The organism is Frigoribacterium sp. 2355, assembly GCF_054060695.1.
Genome location: NZ_JBSSDL010000015.1, coordinates 17426 through 39063, shown reverse-complemented (window position 1 = coordinate 39063; position 21638 = coordinate 17426). Strand labels below are relative to the sequence as shown.

At 73.1% G+C, this 21638-nt stretch carries 15 protein-coding genes; 6 read left to right on the top strand and 9 right to left on the bottom strand.

Annotated elements, in window-relative coordinates; genetic code table 11:
- Positions 1–46: 46 nt before the first annotated feature.
- Positions 47–673 carry a membrane protein YczE gene (yczE, locus tag ACVJ1F_RS14230; RefSeq protein ID WP_456887013.1) on the bottom strand — a complete coding sequence of 209 codons (627 nt, stop codon included), beginning with the start codon at positions 671–673 and terminating at the stop codon, positions 47–49.
- Positions 674–735: 62 nt separating this feature from the next.
- Here yczE and yczR point away from each other — a divergent pair, with 62 nt between their 5' ends.
- The 5 genes from yczR to ACVJ1F_RS14205 all read left to right on the top strand — a co-directional run bounded on the left by yczR (position 736) and on the right by ACVJ1F_RS14205 (position 9531).
- Positions 736–2175, top strand: a complete 1440-nt coding sequence (yczR, locus tag ACVJ1F_RS14225) for a MocR-like transcription factor YczR (RefSeq protein ID WP_456887011.1) — start codon at positions 736–738, stop codon at positions 2173–2175.
- A 163-nt stretch (positions 2176–2338) separates the two neighbouring features.
- Positions 2339–5521, top strand: coding sequence for an efflux RND transporter permease subunit (locus ACVJ1F_RS14220; RefSeq protein WP_456887009.1), 3183 nt, complete (start codon positions 2339–2341; stop codon positions 5519–5521).
- 280 nt (positions 5522–5801) lie between these two features.
- On the top strand, positions 5802–7931 hold the full coding sequence (locus ACVJ1F_RS14215) for a DEAD/DEAH box helicase (RefSeq protein WP_456887008.1): 2130 nt from the start codon (positions 5802–5804) through the stop codon (positions 7929–7931).
- Between the two features lie 218 nt (positions 7932–8149).
- A complete protein-coding gene (locus ACVJ1F_RS14210; RefSeq protein WP_456887006.1) occupies positions 8150–8881 on the top strand; it encodes a hypothetical protein in 732 nt (243 codons plus the stop codon).
- Positions 8878–9531 carry a hypothetical protein gene (locus ACVJ1F_RS14205; protein WP_456887005.1) on the top strand — a complete coding sequence of 218 codons (654 nt, stop codon included), beginning with the start codon at positions 8878–8880 and terminating at the stop codon, positions 9529–9531. The genes ACVJ1F_RS14210 and ACVJ1F_RS14205 overlap by 4 nt, the downstream gene beginning before the upstream one ends.
- Positions 9532–9635: 104 nt before the next feature.
- On the opposite strand, the gene ACVJ1F_RS14200 is transcribed toward ACVJ1F_RS14205, so the two are convergent.
- The 5 genes from ACVJ1F_RS14200 to ACVJ1F_RS14180 form a co-directional block, all read right to left on the bottom strand.
- Positions 9636–10142: a mycothiol transferase gene (locus ACVJ1F_RS14200; RefSeq protein ID WP_159825830.1), complete on the bottom strand. Its 507-nt coding sequence runs from the start codon at positions 10140–10142 to the stop codon at positions 9636–9638.
- 160 nt (positions 10143–10302) lie between these two features.
- Positions 10303–10803, bottom strand: coding sequence for a MarR family winged helix-turn-helix transcriptional regulator (locus tag ACVJ1F_RS14195; protein ID WP_056049447.1), 501 nt, complete (start codon positions 10801–10803; stop codon positions 10303–10305).
- Positions 10804–11181: 378 nt separating this feature from the next.
- Positions 11182–13629: a GNAT family N-acetyltransferase gene (locus ACVJ1F_RS14190; RefSeq protein ID WP_456887002.1), complete on the bottom strand. Its 2448-nt coding sequence runs from the start codon at positions 13627–13629 to the stop codon at positions 11182–11184.
- Positions 13630–13646: 17 nt separating this feature from the next.
- Positions 13647–15095, bottom strand: coding sequence for a lysine N(6)-hydroxylase/L-ornithine N(5)-oxygenase family protein (locus ACVJ1F_RS14185; protein WP_456887000.1), 1449 nt, complete (start codon positions 15093–15095; stop codon positions 13647–13649).
- Positions 15092–16858, bottom strand: coding sequence for a pyridoxal phosphate-dependent decarboxylase family protein (locus ACVJ1F_RS14180; protein ID WP_456886998.1), 1767 nt, complete (start codon positions 16856–16858; stop codon positions 15092–15094). Before ACVJ1F_RS14180 ends, ACVJ1F_RS14185 begins: the two co-directional genes overlap by 4 nt.
- A gap of 17 nt (positions 16859–16875) precedes the next feature.
- Here ACVJ1F_RS14180 and ACVJ1F_RS14175 point away from each other — a divergent pair, with 17 nt between their 5' ends.
- Complete coding sequence (locus ACVJ1F_RS14175) at positions 16876–17853, top strand: siderophore-interacting protein (protein ID WP_456886996.1); 978 nt, start codon at positions 16876–16878, stop codon at positions 17851–17853.
- Positions 17854–18029: 176 nt separating this feature from the next.
- On the opposite strand, the gene ACVJ1F_RS14170 is transcribed toward ACVJ1F_RS14175, so the two are convergent.
- From ACVJ1F_RS14170 to ACVJ1F_RS14160, 3 genes are all read right to left on the bottom strand, one after another.
- On the bottom strand, positions 18030–18698 hold the full coding sequence (locus ACVJ1F_RS14170; protein WP_456886994.1) for a hypothetical protein: 669 nt from the start codon (positions 18696–18698) through the stop codon (positions 18030–18032).
- A gap of 145 nt (positions 18699–18843) precedes the next feature.
- The gene (locus tag ACVJ1F_RS14165; protein ID WP_456886992.1) at positions 18844–20625 is read right to left on the bottom strand and encodes a glycoside hydrolase family 13 protein; all 1782 of its coding nucleotides are present in this window, start codon (positions 20623–20625) and stop codon (positions 18844–18846) included.
- Between the two features lie 109 nt (positions 20626–20734).
- Positions 20735–21535 (bottom strand): FadR/GntR family transcriptional regulator, encoded by an 801-nt coding sequence (locus tag ACVJ1F_RS14160; RefSeq protein ID WP_456886990.1) that lies wholly within the window; start codon positions 21533–21535, stop codon positions 20735–20737.
- Between the last annotated feature and the right edge of the window lie 103 nt (positions 21536–21638).

Sequence of the window (21638 nt, the reverse complement as noted above, 5' to 3'; positions counted from 1 at the left end):
CCCGGTCAGCGCGGGTCGGTCCGAACTGGTTCGTACCGGCCGCGGCTCAGGCGGGCGAGGAGGCGCGGGCCGGGGCGACCACGGAGGTCGCCACCCGGCGCCGGGCGAAGAGCGGCAACGTGATCGCCACGAGCGGGCCGATGAGCAGGGCCTCGGCCGCCGTGCCGATGCCGACCTGCCCGCCGAGCAGCCACCCCGCGACGAGGACCGTGAGTTCGATGACGGTGCGCGCGACGCCCACCCGCCAGCCCAACCGGGCGTGGAGGCCGAGCATGAGCCCGTCGCGAGGGCCCGGCCCGAAGTCGGCTCCGATGTAGAGGCCGCTCGCGACGGCGAGCAACAGCAGGCCGCCCGCGAAGGTCAGGCCTTGTGCCCACCACTCGGTCTGCTGCGGCAGGACGCGCAGGCCGAGGTCGGCGACCGGACCGATCATCAGGGTGTTGGCGATCGTGCCGAAGCGGGGTCGCTGGCGCAGGGGGATCCAGAGCAGGAGCACGACGAGGCTCGTGACGAACGTGACGGTGCCGAACGTCAGCCCGGTGTGGCGGACGAGCCCCTGTGACAGCACGTCCCACGGGGCGACGCCGATGCCCGCCCGGACCATGAGGGCGATGGCGAAGCCGTAGGCGGTGAGGCCGACGAACAACTGCAGCAGGCGACGCGAGAGGAGCATGGGGTCGATCCAATCGCTCGACTGGCCTGGCGGCAAGGGTCCAATCCGCCTAGGGTGGCTGCGTGACCACCCTCGACCACGGTGCCACCACGGTCTCGTCGCGGGCGCTCGGCGTCCTGCTCGACTCGTGGCGCGCCTCCTCGGTTCCCGGCTACCTGGCGCTCGCCGACCGCATCCGCCTGCTCGTGCTCGACGGCCGGCTGCCGGTCGGCACCCGCCTGCCGTCCGAACGCGACCTCTGCGCGCACCTCGGGGTCAGTCGCACGACCGTGGCCGCGGCCTACGCCGCCCTCCGCGACACGGGGCACGTCGACAGCGTGCGGGGCAGCGGCAGCGTCGTCCGGCTGCCGGCCCGCGCCTCGGTGCCGCGTCCGACGACGACCGAGGGGCTGCTCGACCTGACGAAGGCGGCGCTGCCCGCGGTCGACGGCATCGCCGAGGCGGCGCAACGGGCGGCGGGGCGGCTCGGCGCGTACCTGGACGACCCGGGCTACGACCCGGTCGGGCGGCCGGTGCTGCGCGAGGCGATCGCCGGACGGTACCGACGGCGGGGGCTCGAGACGAGTGCCGACCAGATCGTCGTGACCCTCGGGGCGCAGCACGCGATCGCGCTGCTCGCCCGCGTGCTGGTCTCGCGCGGCGACCGGGCCGTCGTCGAGGCACCCGGCTACCCGCACGCCTTCGAGGCCCTCCGTGGCGCCGGCGCCCGCCTGGTGCCGGTCAGCGTCACCGGCGACGACGGCTGGGACGAAGCGGCGCTGATGCAGACCCTGCGGCGCACCAGCCCGCCGGTGGCCTACCTGATGCCCGACTTCCACAACCCCACGGGCGCGACGATGCCCGCCGACCAGCGGGTGCGCGTGCTCGAGGCGGCGGCCGCCGAGGGCACCGTGGTGATCGCCGACGAGACCATGGCCGAGATGGCGATCGACGACCGTCGCGACGCCCCCTCGCCGATGGCCGCGTACGGACGCGCGGTCACGATCGGCTCGGTCGGCAAGTCGCTCTGGGGTGGGCTGCGCATCGGCTGGATCCGTGCCGAGCGCCCCCTCGTCGAGCGGCTCGTGCGCGCCCGCTCGGCGGGCGACCTGGGCACCCCCGTGCTCGAGCAGCTGGTGGTCGCCGAGCTGCTCGGCGACTTCGACCGCGTGCTGAAGGCGCGGGCCGGCCACCTGAGACGAGGTCGCGACCGCGTCGTCCACGGCCTGAGGGAGGCGTTCCCGTCGTGGCAGGTGCCGTCGCCGGCGGGCGGCCTCACCACCTGGGTGGGGCTCGGGGCGCCGGTCAGTTCGCAGCTCACCCTCGCGGCCCGCCGGGAGGGCCTGCTGCTCGCGGCCGGCCCGGTGTTCGGCATCGACGGGGCGTTCGAGCGGTTCCTCCGCGTGCCGTTCTCGTACGCCGACAGCGACACCGACCGGGCGCTCGCCGCCCTGCGCGCGGCGTGGGACGGGGTCGACGGGGTGCAGGCGCCGACCTCGCCCCTGCTGGCCGAGGTCGTCTGAGCCGGGTCCTGCGGTCGGCTCGTCCCCATCACGGTGGCCAGGCAGGGATCTGCACAGCGTGAAAGGAACCGCCGCCAGTTCCCAGAGAGGCTGGTGACAATGGAGGCGCGGTGCACGTCGTTCACCGCGCCTCCTCCGCTCTCCCTCTCACCACCGGAGCACCGTGCACCTGCTGTCCGTCTTCAGCCTGCGCAACCGCGCGCTGATCGCCCTCGTCACCATCGTCGTCGCCGTCTTCGGCGGCATCGCCCTCACCTCGCTCAAGCAAGAGCTCGCACCCAACGTGCAGTTCCCGCAGATCGCGATCGTCAGCTCGTACCCGGGGGCCACGCCCGAGGTCGTCAACGAGGACGTCTCGACCCCGATCGAACAGGCCGTCCAGATCATCCCCGGGCTCGAGGGCACCTCGGCGACCTCGAGCACCTCGCAGAGCACGGTCTCGGCCGAGTTCACCTACGGCACCGACCTCGACTCGGCCGAGCAGAAGATCCAGTCGGCGATCAACCGGCTCTCGCTGCCCGACTCCGTCGACACCCAGGTGGTCACGGGCAGCCTCGACGACCTGCCCGTCATCCAGATCGCCGTCACCGGCTACGACTCGGCCGACTCGCAGGCCCTCGTCGACCGGCTGACCACCGTCACGGTGCCCGACCTGCAGAAGCTCGACGGCGTCCGCGAAGCCTCGATCTACGGCGACGCCGGCCAACGCGTCACCATCTCGCCCGACCAGACGGCGCTCGCCGCCGCGGGGCTGACCACGGCCGCCTTCCAGGACGCCCTCGACGCCAACGGCACGCTGATCCCCGGCGGCACCCTCACGCAGGACGGCAAGACGCTGTCCATCCAGGCGGGTCAGAGACTCACGAGCGTCGACGAGATCCGCGCCCTGCCGCTCCTCGGCGGCACCTCGGCCACGACGATCGGCGACGTCGCCGACGTGCAGCTGACCGGCGCACCCGTCACCTCGATCAGCCGCGTCGACGGGCAGGACGCCCTCACGGTCGCCATCACCAAGACCCTCGACGCCAACACCGTCGACGTGTCGCAGACCGTGCGCGACGCCATCCCGGGCCTCGCCTCCGACCTGGGTGACGGCGTGGAGCTGTCGGTGGTGTTCGACCAGGCGCCGTTCATCCAGCAGTCGATCGACGCTCTCGCCGAAGAGGGGCTGCTCGGCCTCGTGTTCGCCGTGATCGTCATCCTGGTCTTCCTGCTGTCGATCCGGTCGACCATCGTCACCGCCATCAGCATCCCGACGAGCGTGCTCATCACGTTCATCGGGCTGCAGGCGGCGGACTACACCCTCAACATCCTGACCCTGGGTGCGCTGACGATCGCGATCGGTCGCGTGGTCGACGACTCGATCGTCGTCATCGAGAACATCAAGCGGCACCTCACCGCGGGCGTCGACCGGCTCGAGGCGATCAAGGTCGGCGTCCGCGAGGTGGCGGGTGCCATCACCGCATCCACGGTCACGACCGTCGTGGTCTTCCTGCCGCTGGCGTTCGTCGGCAACATCACCGGCGAGCTGTTCCGGCCGTTCGCCCTGACGGTCACCATCGCGCTCGTCGCGTCGCTGTTCGTCGCGCTGACGATCGTGCCCGTGCTGGCGTACTGGTTCCTCCGGGCACCGAAGGCCCGCAAGCACGCGCCGGGGGGCGAGGCCACCGCCGTCGAGGGGGAGACGGTCGAGTCGTTGACGACCCGCGCCTCCGACCCGTCCGACACCCGGCCGCTCGACCGCCTGCGTCGCGCGTACGTCCCGGTGCTGCGGGGCACCCTGCAGCGTCCGGTCGTGACGATCCTCGTGGCGTTGCTCGTCCTCGTGGGCACGGGCGCCGTCATCCCCTTCATGAAGACGAACTTCCTCGGGGCGAGCGGGCAGAACACCTTCAGCGTGACGCAGACCCTGCCGCCCGCGTCGAGCCTGCAGACGCAGTCCGACGCCGCCGACCGGGTCGAGCAGGTGCTCGAGGGCGTCGACGGCATCGAGACGGTGCAGCTGACCATCGGCTCGAGCGGGACGTCGATCGCGAGCTTCCTCGGAGGATCGGGCGACAGCACCGTCACCTACTCGATCACCACCGACGAGAGCGCCGACCAGGACGCCCTGCAGGCCGACGTCCGGTCCCGGCTGGACGACGTCACGGACGGGGGCGAGATCGAGGTCTCGGCGTCGAGCGGCTTCGGCACGAGCAACGACATCACCGTCGACGTCACGGCACCCGACCCCGACAGCCTGCAGACCGCGACGGACGCCGTGCTGAAGAAGGTGCAGGGGCTTCCCGGCACCGCCGAGGCCAGCTCCAACCTGCAGGCGGCCCAGCCGGTCATCGGCGTGCAGGTCGACCGCGTCGCCGCCGCGGCCCTCGGCTACAGCGAGGTCGCCGTGGGGGGCATCGTGTCGCAGGCCATCCAGCCCTTCCGGGTGGGGTCGCTCGAGATCGACGACAGCTCGGTCGACGTCTACACGGTCGACCCGACGCCGCCGGCGACCATCGACGAGCTGAAGGCCCTCGAGCTGCCGAGCCCGACCGGGCCCGTGCGCCTCGACTCCATCGCCACGGTCGAGCAGACGGCCGGGCCGACCTCCGTCACGACGACCGACGCGGTGCGTTCGGCGACCGTGACGATCACGCCGTCGAGCGACGACCTCTCGGCCGCAGGCACCGAGGTGTCCGACGCCGTGGCCGCCGTCGACCTGCCCGACGGGACCGACGCGACCATCGGCGGGGCGACGGCCGACCAGGCCAACGCCTTCTCGCAGCTCGGTCTCGCCGTGCTGATCGCGATCCTGATCGTCTACATCGTGATGGTGGCGACGTTCCGCAGCCTGATCCAGCCGTTGCTGCTGCTCGTGTCGATCCCGTTCGCGGCGACCGGGGCGATCCTGCTGCAGCTCGCCTCGGGCGTGCCGCTCGGGGTGGCGTCGCTGATCGGCGTGCTCATGCTCGTCGGCATCGTGGTGACCAACGCCATCGTGCTGATCGACCTCGTGAACCAGTACCGCGAGAAGGGTCTGCGCGTGCGCGAGGCGCTGCTCGAGGGAGCGTCGCGGCGGTTGCGGCCGATCCTCATGACGGCGGCGGCCACGATCTTCGCGCTCACCCCGATGGCGCTCGGCGTGACCGGGCACGGCGGCTTCATCTCGCAGCCGCTCGCCATCGTCGTGATCGGCGGGCTCGTGTCGTCCACCCTGCTGACGCTCGTGGTGCTGCCCGTCATCTACTACCTGTTCGAGCGCATCGGCGAACGCCGGGCCGATCGACGGGCGGCGGAGTCGGGCGAGGGCGCCGCGGGTGCCGAGCGTGCCGAGGGTGCCGAGACGGCTGCCGCCCGGGGGTGACCTCGGTCGGCGTGCCCGAGGAGGCGGGGCTTCCGGTTCGGGGGAGGCTCGGGTATCGTAGGTGGGTCGGCTCAAGACACCGCGCCTGTGGCGCGAGCACATCGGCACCTGGTGGTGCCGATCATGCACAGCTTTGAACAGCACGAGGGTTTGTAAGTCTTGTGGGCCGGATTCCCGTCGAGTCACGACGGGATGAATTCACGATTGTGAACGGTCCTGGTCAATGGCTGCCCGGGTATTTCTTCGCGTCATCTCTGACAAGCCCGGAAAGAACTCCTCCATGTCTCCTTACGACAACTCCCGCCCGCGCACCGACCGCACCGGTGGTGCCCCCAAGGCCGGCTCGAAGAGCCCCAAGCACCGCGGCCACCGCGCCGACGAGGCCGGGGCCCCTGCCCCCAAGAAGCGCTGGGACGCCAGCGAGCGCGCCGACCGCGGACGCCGCGAGTTCGGCACCCGTGACGGCGGCGGCAACCGTGCCCCCGGCGCGGCCCGCTCCGACGACCGCCGCCCCAACTGGGAGCCCCGCGAGAAGCCGGCCGGCGGCAACCGCTTCGGCAACCGCGACTTCGACAGCCGCAACGGCGAGCGTGGCCGCGACGCCGCTCCCCGCTTCGGCCGTGACGGTGGTCGCGAGGCCGCCCGCGGCTACGGCCGCGACGGTGGCCGCGACGCCGCCCGGGGCTCCGACCGCGGACCCCGCTCGTGGGACCGCTCGGACCGCACGGCACGCGACGACCGCGCCCCCCGCAGCTACGACCGCAGCGACCGCCCGGCCCGCGATGATCGTGCCCCTCGTTCGTTCGACCGCAGCGATCGCCCGGCTCGCGACGACCGTGCCCCTCGTTCGTTCGACCGCAGCGATCGCCCGGCTCGCGACGACCGTGCCCCTCGTTCGTACGACCGGAACGACCGCCCGGCGCGTGACGACCGCGCCCAGCGTTCGTACGGTGACCGTCCCGAGCGCGGTGGCCGCGCCTCCGGTGGTGTCGACCGCGACGCCCGCCCGGCCCGTAGCTTCGACCGCAGCGACCGCAGCGACCGCCCGGCTCGCGACGACCGCGCGCCTCGCAGCTTCGACCGCACCGACCGCCCGGCACGCGTCGGCGACCGCTCGAGCGACTTCTACCCCAAGCGCGATGCGGCGACCCACTACTCGCCCGAGGACGACGTCAAGCTCGAGAAGCTCAAGGCCGAGGTCGTCACCGCGGCCGACGTCGAGGGCGTGAGCTTCGGCGACCTGGGCCTCGGCGACAACATCGAGCGTCAGCTGGCCTCGATGGGTGCCGCGGCTCCCTTCGCGATCCAGGCCGCGACGATCCCCGACGTGCTCGCCGGTCGTGACGTCCTCGGCCGTGGCCGCACGGGCTCGGGCAAGACGATCGCCTTCGGCGCCCCGCTGGTCGAGAAGCTGATGGAGAACAACGGCGCGAAGAACCGCAAGATGGGCCGCAAGCCCCGCGCGCTGATCCTCGCCCCGACCCGTGAACTCGCGATGCAGATCGACCGCACCGTGCAGCCCATCGCCCGCTCGGTCGGCCTGTTCACCACGCAGGTCTACGGCGGCGTGCCCCAGCAGCGCCAGGTCGGTGCCCTCAACCGCGGCGTCGACATCGTGATCGGCACCCCCGGCCGCATCGAGGACCTCATCGACCAGGGTCGTCTCGACCTGAGCGAGGTCGTCGTGACCGTGCTCGACGAGGCCGACCACATGTGCGACCTGGGGTTCCTCGAGCCGGTGCAGCGCATCATCCGCGAGACCGCGACGGTCCGCCCCGACGGCGCCCGCGCCCAGAAGCTGCTCTTCAGCGCGACGCTCGACAAGGGCGTGGCGAAGCTCGTCGACGAGTTCCTGGTCGACCCGGCCGTCCACGAGGTCGCCGGCGAGGACCAGGCCAGCGCCACGATCGACCACCGCGTGCTCCTGATCGAGCAGCGCGACAAGACCGCGGTCATCGAGCAGCTCGCCTCGGGCGGCGGCAAGACCCTGGTCTTCGCCCGCACCCGCGCCTTCGCCGAGCAGCTCGCCGACCAGCTCGAGGACGCCGGCATCCGCTCGACGAGCCTGCACGGCGACCTGAACCAGGCCCGCCGCACGCGCAACCTCCAGCTGCTCACGAGCGGCAAGGTCAACGTGCTCGTCGCGACCGACGTCGCCGCCCGCGGGATCCACGTCGACGACATCGAGCTCGTCGTCCAGGCCGACATGCCCGACGAGTACAAGACCTACATGCACCGCTCGGGCCGCACCGGCCGCGCGGGCAAGGAGGGCACCGTCGTCACGCTCATCACGCGTCAGCGCCGCCGTCGCATGGAGGAGCTGCTCGACCGCGCCGAGATCGACGCCGAGATGATCGAGGCCCGCTCCGGCGACCGCCTGATCGACGAGCTCGCGGGAGTGCAGGCGTAGCGAGCCCTCCCCGGGGGCGCACACCGCGCCTCCTGCTCTCGGACCCCGTTCCGGAAGACGGACCCCGCATCGCGAGGGTCGATCGTCCGGAACGGGGTTCTTCGTCGTGGGGGCGCCGCGCGAGGCGGACGAGCCGAGGAGGCGCGCCGCCGGCCCGTGGCGGACGTCCCGTGGACGGGGGCGCGGCTGGCAGGCCGCACGCCCCCTAGTCTCTCGATGTGCCCCCGACCCGCGACCGCCCCGGCCTGCTGCGCGTACGCCTGGGGAACCGGCGGCGCTGGCACGTGGTCGACCCGTCGCTCGACGCGGCGTCGGCCGAGGCGGCGGTGGCCGAGCTGCGGCGGCGCAACGCGGAGACGTACGTCGGGCCGGTGCGGAGGGTGGTGCGGTACGCGCCGCTGCTCGCGTTCGTGCTGGTGGTCGTGGCGGGTGGCGCGGGCATCGACGACGTGGTCGATGCGTTGCAGCTGACCGAGGCGCTGGCGGAGGGGACCGTCAACGTCGTCGGCGGGATCGTCCTGTTCGGCGCCGCTGGTCTCGCCGCGAGGGGGGTGTGGGCGGTGACGACTCCCGACCTGCCGGTACCGGTCACGGCGCCCGGCATCGTCGAGGTGGACGACGAGCTGCTCGAGTGGGTCGGCGACGGGACACCCGCCTCGGACGTGTGGCGGCTGAACGAGGCCGTGTCGTTGTACACGGAACTCGTCGAGGCCTCTTGGACGGTCGAGGAACTCCTCCACGGGTACGTCGACGTGGACGGCGACGGAGCACTGGAATTCGTGGGCGACCCGGGACCTCAGCTCGAGTTCCCACTCGACCGCCGCACGGACGCCCGGCCGCTCGTCGCCCTCAGCTCGGCGATCGGCGACGCCGCCGAGGCGCTCCGGGTCGTCGCGGGACCGCTGGGGTTCGACCCCGACCCCGTGCTCATGAGGGACGACGCGGCATGACGGCCTTCGTGAGCGTCGCCCGCGCAGGCGACGAGACCCATTACCTCGTCACCGATTCGTCCGTCCCTCTCGACGTCGCCTTGGAGGTCGTGCGTCGCCGGGCCTTCGTCTCGAACGGTTCGGCGGGCAGCCGCGTGGCCTCCTGGGCAGGCGTGACGCTCGGGGTGGCCGTCGCCTGGTGGCTCGCCTGGGACGTGGCGGGCTGGCGGGAACCACCGTCGTTCGTCGTGCCCGCGGCCGCCGGAGCATCCGCGGGCGCGGCGACGTCGGCGGGTCTCCGTGCCCTCGCCCGCTGGATCGGCGGGCTCGGGACGCGCGGACGGGTGCGTGCCGGGCATCGCTCACGAGCAGAGACGCCCGGCGTCCTCGAGTACGTGCCCGTCGAGGTGCGGCAGTGGGCGGATGCCGGGCACGCCCCCGTGGCGGACGTCGTGGACCTCGCGAGAGCCTGCGTGGCCACGCGATCCGCGCTCACGTCGATCGAGTTGTGGCGCGACGCGACGTCCGACGGCAGCTGGGCGCACGCGGCCGCCGTCGTCGACCCGATCTTCGCCGCCGAGTACGAGGATCGCCGGGCCGAACTCGACGAGCTGGCTGCACGGCTCGGTTTCACGGTGCCGGCCGACTTCCCGCCGTCCCTCGAGGACTGAACCCGCGCCTCCTGCACTCGTGAGACCCCAGGGGGTCGCCGAGACACCCGTGCGCGCGAGAAGGTCTCGATGGATTGGTGGGGTCTCGGCGCGGCGGCGGGCGGCTAGCGGCGGTCGAGCAGGCCGCGCACGTAGGAGGCCTGGCCGAGGTGCTGCACGCAGTCGTTCAGGATGCTGACGAGACGGGCGCCGGCCGTGACCGGAGGGTCCCAGGCCTCGTCGACCACGTCGTCGTACGAGGCGCCGTCGAGGTCGTCGAGGTAGCCGCGCGTCCGCAGCGTCACGGCCTCGAGGTAGCCGATCAACAGCTCGGCGTCGACCCGCACCGCGGCCACGTCGGCCGGGGACATGCCGTAGCCCATCTCGGCGGGCGAGAACGGCAGCGCGAACGACTCGGCCCAGCCGTCGGCCGTCCAGACCTGCTCCGACGCGGCGAGGTCGGCGATCTGGACGTCCTGCCCCCGCGCGGTGTGCCAGACGAGCCAGGCGATCGTGTTCGCCTCGTCGTCGGGGCGCCAGGCGAGGTCGTCGACGGAGAGGTCGGCGACCGCCCGCACGGCGATGGCGGGGAGGCGCGAGAAGGCTTCGACGAGGACGTCCGAGGGGGTCATCGACCCACCCTACGACCGGCCGCGTGCGCCCGTGCAGGTCGCGCGGACCATCCCGACGGCACCGAACCACCGATGTGGCGTCGAACCACCGGAGTGCGTGGTTCGACGCCTCATCGGTGGTTCGACCCGGCGGTGGCGGTGGCGGTGGCGGCGTGGTCGCTCAGCCGACGGCGTCGTCGCCGGCCGCCGCGCGCGTCAACGAGTCGCCGATCGCACGCATCGCCGCCGCGAGGAAGTCGAGGTGGTTCGGGTCGACCGCGTCGCGGAACGCCCGGCGGTAGAAGTCGTGGATCTGGTCGATCGCCTCGCGTCCGGCCGGGGCCAGTTCGAGCAGCACGCTCCGCCGGTCGGAGGGGTGCGGCTGGCGCGAGATGTACCCGCCGCTCTCGAGCCGGTCGACCAGGCTGGTCGTCGCCCCGGTCGACAGCTCGAGGAACTCGGCGGCGCGCTTCGGGGTCGTGTCGTGGTCGGTGGCGATGAAGGTCAGGCAGCGGAGGTCGGTGGTGCCCATGCCGAAGTGGTCGGCGACGACCTTCTGCACGCGCTCGCCCTGTCGCTGCAACGACGCGTACGCCGAGAGCACGAGGGTCACGTCGAGCTGGCCCTCGTCGTCGAGGGGCGGTGGGGAGCCGGCGGGCGGCTGGGGGGAGACGTCGGACATGGTGGGCTCTCTGCTGGCGGGACGGCGACGCGAGGACGGAGCGAAGACGAGGAGGCGCGGCGACGGACGCCACGGAGGCCACGATACCTCGCCGAGTGAGTTGTTCGAGCTTCGAATCACCCGCCCCTGTGCAGCGAATGCCCAGCGCTCGGTCGTTGCCTTCCCCTTGTCGGGCGAGTATCTTCAAACCCAAGCAACTCGACGGCGGTATCGTCGCTCGAGCAGCTCGACCCGCCGCCGATGGTTCTCCCCCTGTGATCGGCGGTGGCCCGCACGGCCCGCGGCCCTGCGCGGATCGGGGTGATGGTCGACCGTGAATCGACCGCCACCTCCCAGGGGCGGAGGCGGCCCGACCGCCCCCGCCCCGGGGCGCCGCCCCTACCTCGCGATCGGGTTCGCCAGCGTCCCGGCGAAGATCAGCGACGACGACTGCGCCGCGAGGTCGACCATCTGGCGCGTGTCGCGCAGCTGCAGCCGGTTGAGGCAGGAGTGGTCGAAGCGCGCCGCCCGCAGGTCGACCGACCCCGGCAGGTCGGGGTGCTCGTCGGCGTGCCGATCGACGCATTCGGCCACGAGCGCCCAGAACCGGGCCGCGGGCAGCACGCCGTCGCCGTCGAGGATGGCGGCCAGGTGTCGGAACACCCCGTCGAACACGTCCGTGAACACCGCCAACGCCTTCTCGCGGTCGTCGACCGGGTGCACGGTCCGCCGCACCGCCTCGGGGACCTCGCGCGGGGCGACGACGACGATCTCCTCGCCGATGTCCTTCATGAACGCGGCCGTCGGCACGCACCCCTCGAGCACGAGGATGACGTTCTCGCCGTGCGGCATGAACGCCAGGTCGTGCGCCCGCAGGCAGTGCACCACCGGTCGGAGGTAGGCGTGCAGGTACGACCGCAGCCAGTCCTCCGCCGACAGCCCCGAGGCCTTCACGAGGGCCGAGGCGAGTGCGTCGCCGGCACCGTCGCGATGCAGCAGCGCCGCCATCGTGGCGAGCCGCTCACCCGGGCCGACCAGCGGCACCGGGCTCTCGCGCCAGAGCGCGGCGATCATCTTCCGGTGCGGCGACGACGTCGTCGTCCGGTGGTAGGCGTCACCGGTGTAGCCGACGGAGGCGCGCTCCCTCAGGACCCGGAACCGCGCCTCCTGCAGGGTCGCGTCGGTGTGCACGAGGTCGTGCACCCAGTCGTTGATGGCGGGCGTCGGCCTCATGTAGGCCGGCGAGAGACCGCGGACGAAGCCCATGTTCTGGATCGCCAGCGCCGTCTTGACGTAGTGCCGGTCGGGCCGGCTGCGGTTCGCGAAGGTGCGGATCGACTGCTGCGCCTGGTACGTGTCGTCGCCCTCGCCGAGCAGCACGAGGTCACGCCGGGCGACGTCGGGGGCGAACGAGATCGAGACGCGGTGCTGCCATTGCCACGGGTGCACCGGCAGGTAGTGGAACCCGGCCGGGTCGAGGCCCTTCGCGGCGAGGGTCGCGTCGAACCGGGCGACGGTCGTGGGGCCCAGCTCGGCCTGCCACAGCGTCCTCTCGTCGAGTCCTGCGCCGAGTGCGAGGTTCGTCACCGACCGACGCGCCGCCAGCCAGACCAGCCGGACGGGAGCCGCGGCCTCGGGGGCGAACGCGTGGAACTCGTCGAGTCCGAGGCCGATGCGCCCGGCGTTCGCGACGAAGCCCGGGTGCCCCTCGGTCATCGCCGCCTCGACCGTCTGGAAGTCCGCGGTGGTCAACCGCTCGGCGGTCGGGCCGCCCCGGTGACGTTTGTAGGCGGCGCTCGCCAGGGTCGACGAGACCTCCTCGAGGTAGGTGGCGAGCAGCGACTCGGGGATGCCGAGCAGGTCGTCGAGCTCGACGACCAACGCGAGGGCGTCGAGGGGCTCGGGGCGGCCGTCGATCGCGCGGGTGACCGTCGTCTCGTCGATCGCCCAGTGCTCGAGGGCCAGACGGCGGGCCGTGAACCGGTAGTCGATCCGGTGGCCGTCGTGGTCGAGGGCGACCCGCCAGGCGCCGTCCGTCGCGGCGGCGTCGTCGTCGACTGCGGGGGCGGTCGCGGCGTCGTCGTCGGCCACCGGGGCGATCAGCCGCTCGTGGGCGAACTCGCTCAGCGCCTTGGTCACCAGGTGCCGATGAGCCCAGTCCACGGGGCCGGGGGCGAGGTGCGCCGCCGCCCGGTCGTGTCGCGTCAGGACCGAGAGCCGAGCCGTCTTGTCGGGCAGCTCGACGTCGACGAGTGCCCGGAACCCCACCTCGTCGTTCTTCGCCGCGATGCGGTCGTTGGTCACGTCGGGCTCGACGACGATGCGCCTCGCCCGCTCGATCTCGAAGACGAAGTCGACGACGCTCGCCATGACGGCGCTGGTCAGGCCGTGCACCCGTTGCCCGCGCGGGGGAGCGACGAGCAGGTGCATGCCCACGTCTCCGGGCTCGGCGTCGTGCACCTCGGTCAGCAGCACCTCGGCCGGGTCGTAGGTCTCGACGAAGAACGTCGGTTCGCCGTCGACCCGCCCGAGCCAGGCCTGCTGGTGCGGGTCGGCGTCGATCGCGGCCAGGTAGGCGCGCACCTCGTCGGTGCTCAGGCCCGCCATCTGCCAGGCGGCCGATGCCGGGTGCGCCAACCACCGGCGGAGGCAGACGGCGTAGGGGTCCGCGGCGAACGGCTCGATCGTGACGAGACCGCAGGAGGCGCGGCGCGAGAACGCCACGCCCGTCGCCCCCTCGTCGGTGCGGGACGGCGCTGCGGGCGCCGCGGGTGCAGTGGGCGCCGCGGGCGAGGCGGCTGGCGCGAGTTCGGGCGCGAGCGCCTCGGTGTCGTGGGTGGTGCTCATCGGGTGACCCGCGCCTCCTAGGTCGCTGCCGGCGTCGGCGTCGGTGTCGGTGTCGGTGTCGGTGTCGGTCCGTCGGGCCGGCCGAAGGTCTGGAAGGCGATGCGGCGCTCGATCGGGTAGGCCTCGCGGCCGGTGATCGAGGCGATGATGCTCGAGTTGCGCCAGGCGCCGAAGCCGAGGTCGGGGGCGGTGAGGCCGTGGGTGTGCTCCTCGGCGTTCTGGACGAACAGCCGTCCCCGGCCCCCGTCGATCGAGTAGTCCCGGGCCACGGCGAGGCGGCCGAGGTCGTCCCGGTCGACGCGGTCGCCGAGGGCGTCGAGGAACGACGGCAGCCGTGCGGCGTAGCCCGTCGCGACGACGAGCGCGTCCGTGCGGCGGGTGGTCGTCGTGCCGAGCTGCGCGTGCCGGACCGTGATCTCGAGCTGCTCGTCGGCGTCGACCCACCGGGCGTCGACCAGCTCGGTCTCGGTCAGCAGGGTCGAGTCGACCGGCCCGTCGACGCTCAGCCGGTAGAGCGTGTCGTACACGTCGTCGACGAGGTCGCCGCTGATGCCCTTGTAGAGGCTGCGCTGTTCGCGGCCGAGGCGGTCGCGGGTCTCGCGCGGCAGCGAGTGGAAGTGGTCGGTGTACTCCGGGCTCGTGAGCTCGAGCGTGAGCTTCGTGTACTCCATCGGGAAGAACCGCGGCGAACGGGTGACCCAGTCGAGCCGGTGCCCCGGTCGGTCGCCGACGCGGGTCGTGTCGAGCAGGTCGCGGTAGATCTCGGCGGCCGACTGTCCGCTGCCGACGATCGTCACCGAGTCGGCGGCGCGCAGGCGGTCGCGGGCCGTCAGGTAGTCGGCGCTGTGCACGACCCGGCCGTGGGCGTCACCCCGGCCGTGGGCGTCGCCCCGGTCGGCGAGGCGCTGCAGCGGCTCGGGGAGGCGCGGCTCGGTTCCCACCCCCAGCACGACGTGTCGGGCGTGCCAGGTCTCGACGGCCTGGTCGGCAGCACGTCGCGAGGTCACGACGTACGTCCCGTCGGGCTGCTCGTCGACGCTCGTGACGCGTCGACCCCACCGCAGGGTGTCGAGCTGGTCGGCGACCCAGCGGCAGTAGGCGTCGTACTCCGCGCGGAGCGGGGAGAACTCCTCGCGGATGTAGAACGGGTAGAGCCGCCCGGTCGCCTTCAGCCAGTTCAGGAAGCCGAAGCGCGAGGTCGGGTCGGCCATGGTCACGAGGTCGGCCAGGAACGGCACCTGGATCGTGGCGCCCTCGATCATCATGCCGGGGTGCCAGGCGAAGCCGTCGTTCTCGTCGAGGAACACCGCGTCGACGTCGTCGAGCGGGTCGGTCAGGGCGGCCAGTCCGAGGTTGAACGGGCCGAGGCCGATGCCGACCAGGTCGTGGAGGCGCGGGGCGTCGCGCGGGGTGGCGGCGGCTGCGGCCGCAGCGGTGGCGGCGGCCGCAGCGGTGGCGGCGGTCATCGGGCGACCTCCGTCCCGGCGGTGACGAGGGCGGGGGCGGCGCTCTCGAGCAGGGCCCACGAGGAGGCGCGGACCAGCTCGAGCACGCCCCTCACGTCGTCGAGACCCGCGTCCGGGTTGAGCAGCGTCAGCTTGAGGCAGGGACGCCCGTCGACCACGGTCTTCGCGACGACCGCCCTGCCGGACTCGAAGAGCACGCGTCGGACGAGCGGGACGAGCCGGTCGGCGGTGGCGTCGTCGACGCCGGCCGGCTGCCAGCGGAACAGCGCCGTGCTGAGCTGGGTCTCGGCGAGCAGCACGAACTCGTCGTCGCCCCGCAGCAGGTCGTGGGCGCCGGTCGCGAGGTCGATCACCCGGTCGACCAGCTCGCCGACGCCGTCGGCGCCGAGGGCGCGGAGCGTCGCCCAGAGCTTGAGCGCGTCGAACCGTCGGGTCGTCTGGAGCGACTTCGAGACCTGGTTCGGTTCGGGGTCGGTGAGCGGGTTGAGGTAGTCGGCGTGCCAGGCGACCGGGTCGAGGTCGTGCCCGTCGCGCACGATGAGGGCGCTCGACGACACCGGCTGGAAGAACGTCTTGTGGAAGTCGACCGTGACCGACCGGGCGTGCTCGATGCCGTCGAGCAGGTGCCGACGCGTCGGCGACACGAGCAGGCCACCGCCGTACGCCGCGTCGACGTGCAGCCACACGCCCGTGCGGTCGCAGACCTCGGCGACGGCGGCGAGCGGGTCGAGGCAGCCGCGGTCGGTCGTGCCGGCGGTCGCGACGACGGCGACCGGCAGGTGTCCGGCCTGCACGAGGGCGTCCAGGGTGACCGCGAGGGCCTCGGGTCGCATCCGACCGGCGTCGTCCGTGGGGACGGTCAAGACGGCGTCCTCGCCGAGGCCGAGCAGCCGGGCCGACTTCTGCACGCTGAAGTGGCTCTCGGCGGTGGCGACCACGACCATGCGGCCGAGCAGGTCGTGCAGTGCCGTGGCGCGCGGCACGGGTCGGTGGCCGGGGGCGGCGGTGCCCCGCAGCCGCGCCTCCTCGTCCCTCGCGTCGGCGCGGGCGCGGGCCGTGGCGTGCTCGCGGGCGAGCAGCAGGGCGTGCAGGTTCGACTGCGTGCCGCCCGAGGTGAAGACGCCGTCGCGGGTGGCGGGGTCGAAGCCGATGCGCTCGGCGGTCCAGTCGACGAGTCGTCGCTCGATCAGGGTGCCGACGGCGGACTGGTCGTAGGTGTCGACGGAGGGGTTGACGGCGGCGAGCACGGCCTCGGCGGCGACCGCGGGCAGGGCGACCGGGCAGTTGAGGTGCGACTGGTAGGCGGGGTCGTGGAACCAGACGGCGTTCGCCGTGAAGAGCTCGTCGACCTCGCGCAGGGCGTCGTCGAGGCCGGTGCCCGGGGCGTCCAGGTCGACGGCGTCGACGAGGTGTTGCAGGTGCGCACGGCTCTCGCCCGAGAAGGGTTGGCGCGTCGTGCGGAAGCGGTCGGCGATCCGGGCGACGGCGGCGCCGGTGAGGCGCTCGTACTCGTCGGCGGTCGCAGTGGTCAGCAGTGCGGACGCGTGGCGTTCGGACACGGGTCTCCTTCGGATCGTGGAGCGGTGGGGCAGGGCGCGGTGTCGCGCGTCGTTCTGGTCGTGCGGGTGGTGCGGGTGGTGCTGGTCGTGCGGGTAGTGCGGGTAGTGCGGATGGTGCGGGTCGTTCTGGTCGTGCGGGTGGCTCGACGTCGGCGTGCCCGTCGGAGGCGCGGTCGACGACGTCGGATGCGACCCGCGGTTCATTAGGTTAGCCTTACCTTATGTCGACCCGCCGTCCGCCCGTCAAGCCCGCCGACCCCCGAGTGCACCGCCTCGAGGTGCTGCGTTCCGAGCGCGTCTCGCCGAGCTTCCAGCGCGTCACCGTCGTCGGCGCCGACCTCCACGAGTTCGGCGGCATGGGCTTCGACCAGTGGTTCCGGCTGTTCCTGCCGGTGCCCGGCAGCGACTCGTTGAGGCTGCCTCGGGCGACCACGTCGCTCTGGTACGCGCAGTACCTGGCGATCCCCGAGGCCGAGCGGCCGCACTGCGCGAACTACACGGTGCGCGAGTTCCGGCCGGCGGGTTCGGCCGGGACGGAAGCGGGTGCCGGTGTGGGTGCGGGTGCGGGTGCTGGTGCGGGTGCTGGTGCGGCCGGCGCGTCGCGTGCCGAGCTCGACATCGACTTCGTGTTGCACCGTGGCGAGTCCGGCGAACTCGAAGGAGGCGCGGCGATCTGGGCCTGCGCCGCCCGCCCCGGCGACGCCCTCGGCCTGCTCGACCAGGGCGTGCTGTTCAACGCCCCCGACGACGCGACCGAGATCCACCTGGTCGCCGACGAGACCGGGCTGCCGGGGACCGAAGGCATCGTGCGATCGCTGCACCGCGCCTCCGTGGGATCGGTGATCCAGGAGGTGCCGACCCGGGCCGACGTGCGTCCGCTCGACGCGCCCGACGGCGTCGAGGTGACGTGGGTGGTGCGGGACGAGCTCGACGCCCGGGAGCTCGCCGGCCTGGGGTCCGGCAGCCGGGCGCTCGGCGGCGACGACGACGACGCAGACGGTCGGGGCGCCGGCGGCGACGGGGGTGTCGCGCCGGGGGAGGGGGCGCTCGCCGCACTGCTCTCGCGGTCGGCGGCCGACCCACGGGCCTACGCCTACGTCGTGGGCGAGTCCGCGCTCGCGACCGGCGGACGGCGGCACCTGCACGCGTCCGGGCTGCCGAAGAACCGCATCACGTTCTCGGGGTACTGGAAGCGCTGAGTCCGGGACCCGCCGGCGAGGTCGCACCACCGTCGCGTCGGGGAACCACCTTCTCGCGTGGTTCGACGACGCGACGGTGGTGCGACGTGGTCGCGGACGAGGGCGCTCGAGGGCGAACCGGTCACGAGGCCGCGGTCACCAAGCCGCGGTCACCACGCCCCGGGCGCCAGCCGCGGTCACCACGCCGCGGGCAGCGGGTCGCCGGCCGCGGGCGGGTGCTCGACGAGGGCGACGGCATCGTCGCGGTCGACGTGGCCGGGGAAGTTGTACCGCGCGAACCGGCCGGTCGGGTCGTGGATCGAGGTCGGCATGGCGACGGAGGTGCGGCGCAGCGCCTCCGCCAACACGGCGGTCGAGGTCGGGTCGAGGGTCGCGTCCTTCCGGTCGCGCAGGATGAACTCGACCCGCGCCTCCTTCGCCGTCAGGCGCAGCACGAGCACGCGGCCGCCGTTGCCGACGGGCGCCGTCGTGAGGACGGCACGATCGACCTGAGTCAGCGGGATCGGCCGGCGGGTGCCGGCGCGCAGCTGCCCGGAGTCGAGGTCGACCCAGGGCTGCGGCGCCAGGGCGTTGCGGATCAGCGTGATCACGGCGACGATCCCGACCGTGACGCCGATGGCGATCAGCAGGGCGAGGTCCCAGCGGAAGGTCGTCTCGGCGATGCGGAAGAAGAAGTTGACGCCCTGGAACGCCGCGAGGAACGCGAAGGCCGTCGTCGCGCCGACCCACGTCGACCACCAGCGGCGCTCGCCGACTCGCACCCAGCCGTGCGGGAGCTCGGCGGGTGCCGGTTCGGCGGGTGCCGGGTCGTCGGGAGGCGCGGGCGCGTCGTCGGGATCGCTCACCTCGCCGACGCTAGCGCGTCCCGGGGGCGCGAGTCGCACCGTCGACTGAACGTCCCACCGCGAACATCGGCGGTGCGACGTTCAGCGGACGGTGCGATGCGAGCCCACGGCGCGGCGCGGCGCGGGGGAGCCGAGGAGGCGCGGGTCAGCCCCGCAGGACGCGCACCTCCCAGGGCGCGAGCGTCAGCCCGCCCCCATCGGGCACGTTGCCGATCACGACCTGCGGCACGGACCGGCGCCGCAGCGCCGGGTGGAGCGCCGGGTCGAGCTCGTACGCCTCGCCGGACCAGTTCGCCAGCACGAGCAGCTGCTCGTCGCCGAGCGTGCGGGTGAACGCGTAGAGCCGTCCGTCGTCCGGAGCGAGCAGCTCGAACGACCCGAGTGCCACCACGGGCGACTCGTGCCGCAGCGCGATCAACCGCCGGTAGTGCTCGAACACCGATCGGTCACCCGCCGCACGGTCGGCGTCGACGTTCACGGTGTCGTGGTTCGCGACCACCTCGATCCACGGGGTGCCGGTGCTGAAGCCCGCCGCCGCACCTCCGGACCACTGCACGGGGGTGCGCGCGTTGTCGCGGCTGCGGAAGCGCAACGCCTCGAGCAGGTACTCGGGGTCGGCTCCCGCCGCGACCGACTCGTCGAACCAGTTGATCGACTCGATGTCGCGGTACTGCTCGACCGCGGTGAACCCGGCGTTCGTCATGCCGATCTCGTCGCCCTGGTAGACGTACGGCGTGCCCCGGTGCAGGTGCAGCACGGTGGCGAGCAGCGTCGCCGACTCGAACCGGTACCGGCCGTCGTCGCCGAAGCGCGAGACCGACCGCGGCTGGTCGTGGTTGCCGAGGTAGAGGCTGTTCCAGCCCTGGTCGGCGAGGCCCTCCTGCCAGCGCGACAGCGAGCGCTTGAGCGCCACGAGGTCGAACGGGAGGTTGTCGAACTTCGAGGCCGGTCCGTGGTCGAGGCCGACGTGCTCGAACTGGAACACCATGTCGAGCTCGTGCCGGTCGGCGGCCGTGAACAGCCGGGCGTCGTCGACCGTCACCCCCGGCATCTCGCCCACCGTGATCAGCTCGCGGTCGGTGCGGTGGGCGAAGACCTCGCGGTGCATCTCGCGCAGGTGGTCGTGGATCTGCCCGCCCATGACGAAGTGCGGGGCTCCGGGCGCCAGCGACGAGGGCTCCTTCGCGATGTGGTTGATGACGTCCATGCGGAACCCGTCGACGCCCCGGTCGAGCCAGCGGTTCATCATGTCGTAGACGGCCCGGCGCAGGTCGGGGTTCTCCCAGTTGAGGTCGGGCTGCTTCGACGCGAACATGTGCAGGTAGTACTGGCCGGTGGGCTCGTCGAGGGTCCAGGCCGGGCCGCTGAAGGCGCTGCGCCAGGCGGTCGGGTGCGTGCCGGCCCCGGGCGTGCCCGCGGCGTCGGTCCCCTCGCCCGACGGCACCGGGTCGCGCCAGAGGTACCAGTCGCGCTTCGGGGAGTCGCGCGACGACCGGGCCTCGACGAACCACGGGTGTTCGTCGCTCGTGTGGTTGACGACGAGGTCCATGACCAGCTTCATGCCGAGCGCGTGCACCTCGTCCATCAGGGCGTCGAACTCGGCGAGCGTGCCGAACAGCGGGTCGACGTCGTCGTAGTCGCTGATGTCGTACCCGTTGTCGGCCTGGGGCGAGCGGTAGATCGGCGACAGCCAGATCACGTCGACCCCGAGGTCGTGCAGGTGACCGAGCCGCTGCCGGATGCCGCCGAGGTCGCCGACCCCGTCGCCGTTCGAGTCGGCGAAGCTGCGCGGGTAGATCTGGTAGACCGTCGCGGTCGTCCACCAGGCGGGCGGGGTGGGGACGGGCGGGGCGGTGACGGGCGGGGCGTCGTGCGCCGCGCCTCCCGCGGTCGTGGGGGTGGTGTCGTTCGTCGTCGAGTCGCTCACGCGCCCAGCCTGTCACGGTCGGCCTCGGCGACGCTGCGGCGCCGAGACCCCAGGGGCATCGGGGGCTCAGGAGGCGCGGGGACGGAGGCGGGGAGGCGCGGGTGCGGGGTCAGGGCGCGGCGCGGCCGAGCTCGCGCTCGAGCAGCTCGAGGTCGATCTTGACGTGCTCGCGGGCGATGGCCGCGGCGTCCGCCGCACGCCCGTCGCAGATCGCGGCGACGAGTGCCTCGTGGTCGGCGAGGGCGCGCAGCTCCATCTCGCGCATGCCGTCCGGCCCGCCCCAGAGGTGCGCCGGCGCCGAGATGCTCACGCGGGCCTCGAGGTCGAACAGCACCCCGCGCAGCGTGGCGTTGCCGGCGGCCTCGGCGATCGCGACGTGCAGCGCCTCGTCGGCCTTCTGCGACGCGAGGCCCGACGCCGCGCCGCGGTAGCCCTCGAGCCGGTCGTGCAGCCGGTCGACGTCGTCCGGGGTGCGGTTCTCGGCCGCGGCCTCGGCGACGACGCCGTGCAGTCGGCTGATCGCCTCGCTCGTGTCGCGCAGGTCGGACCAGCGCGCGGCGAGCGTGCGGCGCACGACGTCGGTGCCCGACCCCGGTGCCGGCGCCTGGACGAACGAGCCGCCCCCGCGCCCGCGCTGCGTCACGATCAACCCCTGCTCGACGAGCCGGGCCAGGGCGGCCCGCACCGTCATGCGACCGACCCGCAGCGAGGCGGCGAGGTCGCGCTCGGCGGGGAGGCGCGAGCCGGGCAGGTACTCGCCGATCGTGATGGCCGTGACGAGGCGGTCGGTGAGGTCGTCGACCCTGGTCGTGGGGGCGAGAGGGGCCCCGAGGGCGCCACCGAGGGCGCCGTCGACCGGGACGTCCGAGCGCGCGCCGCCCGCGCCTCCTCGGCTGTCGTCCTGGCCCATCGCGTCCCCGTCCCGGCTCGCCGACCCGTCGTGCGTGCAGCCGTCGAGGTCTCGTCGTGTTACGAGCAGATTAAGGCATCGCGAAAGGTCTTGTCGCGAGACC

Coding starts and splice junctions, on each gene's coding strand:
- ACVJ1F_RS14215 (WP_456887008.1), top strand. CDS start 5,802: ATGTCTCCTTACGACAACTCCCGCCCGCGCACCGACCGCACCGGTGGT.
- ACVJ1F_RS14160 (WP_456886990.1), bottom strand. CDS start 21,535: ATGGGCCAGGACGACAGCCGAGGAGGCGCGGGCGGCGCGCGCTCGGAC.
- ACVJ1F_RS14205 (WP_456887005.1), top strand. CDS start 8,878: ATGACGGCCTTCGTGAGCGTCGCCCGCGCAGGCGACGAGACCCATTAC.
- ACVJ1F_RS14190 (WP_456887002.1), bottom strand. CDS start 13,629: ATGAGCACCACCCACGACACCGAGGCGCTCGCGCCCGAACTCGCGCCA.
- ACVJ1F_RS14200 (WP_159825830.1), bottom strand. CDS start 10,142: ATGACCCCCTCGGACGTCCTCGTCGAAGCCTTCTCGCGCCTCCCCGCC.
- yczE (WP_456887013.1), bottom strand. CDS start 673: ATGCTCCTCTCGCGTCGCCTGCTGCAGTTGTTCGTCGGCCTCACCGCC.
- ACVJ1F_RS14195 (WP_056049447.1), bottom strand. CDS start 10,803: ATGTCCGACGTCTCCCCCCAGCCGCCCGCCGGCTCCCCACCGCCCCTC.
- ACVJ1F_RS14185 (WP_456887000.1), bottom strand. CDS start 15,095: ATGACCGCCGCCACCGCTGCGGCCGCCGCCACCGCTGCGGCCGCAGCC.
- ACVJ1F_RS14180 (WP_456886998.1), bottom strand. CDS start 16,858: ATGAACCGCGGGTCGCATCCGACGTCGTCGACCGCGCCTCCGACGGGC.
- ACVJ1F_RS14175 (WP_456886996.1), top strand. CDS start 16,876: ATGTCGACCCGCCGTCCGCCCGTCAAGCCCGCCGACCCCCGAGTGCAC.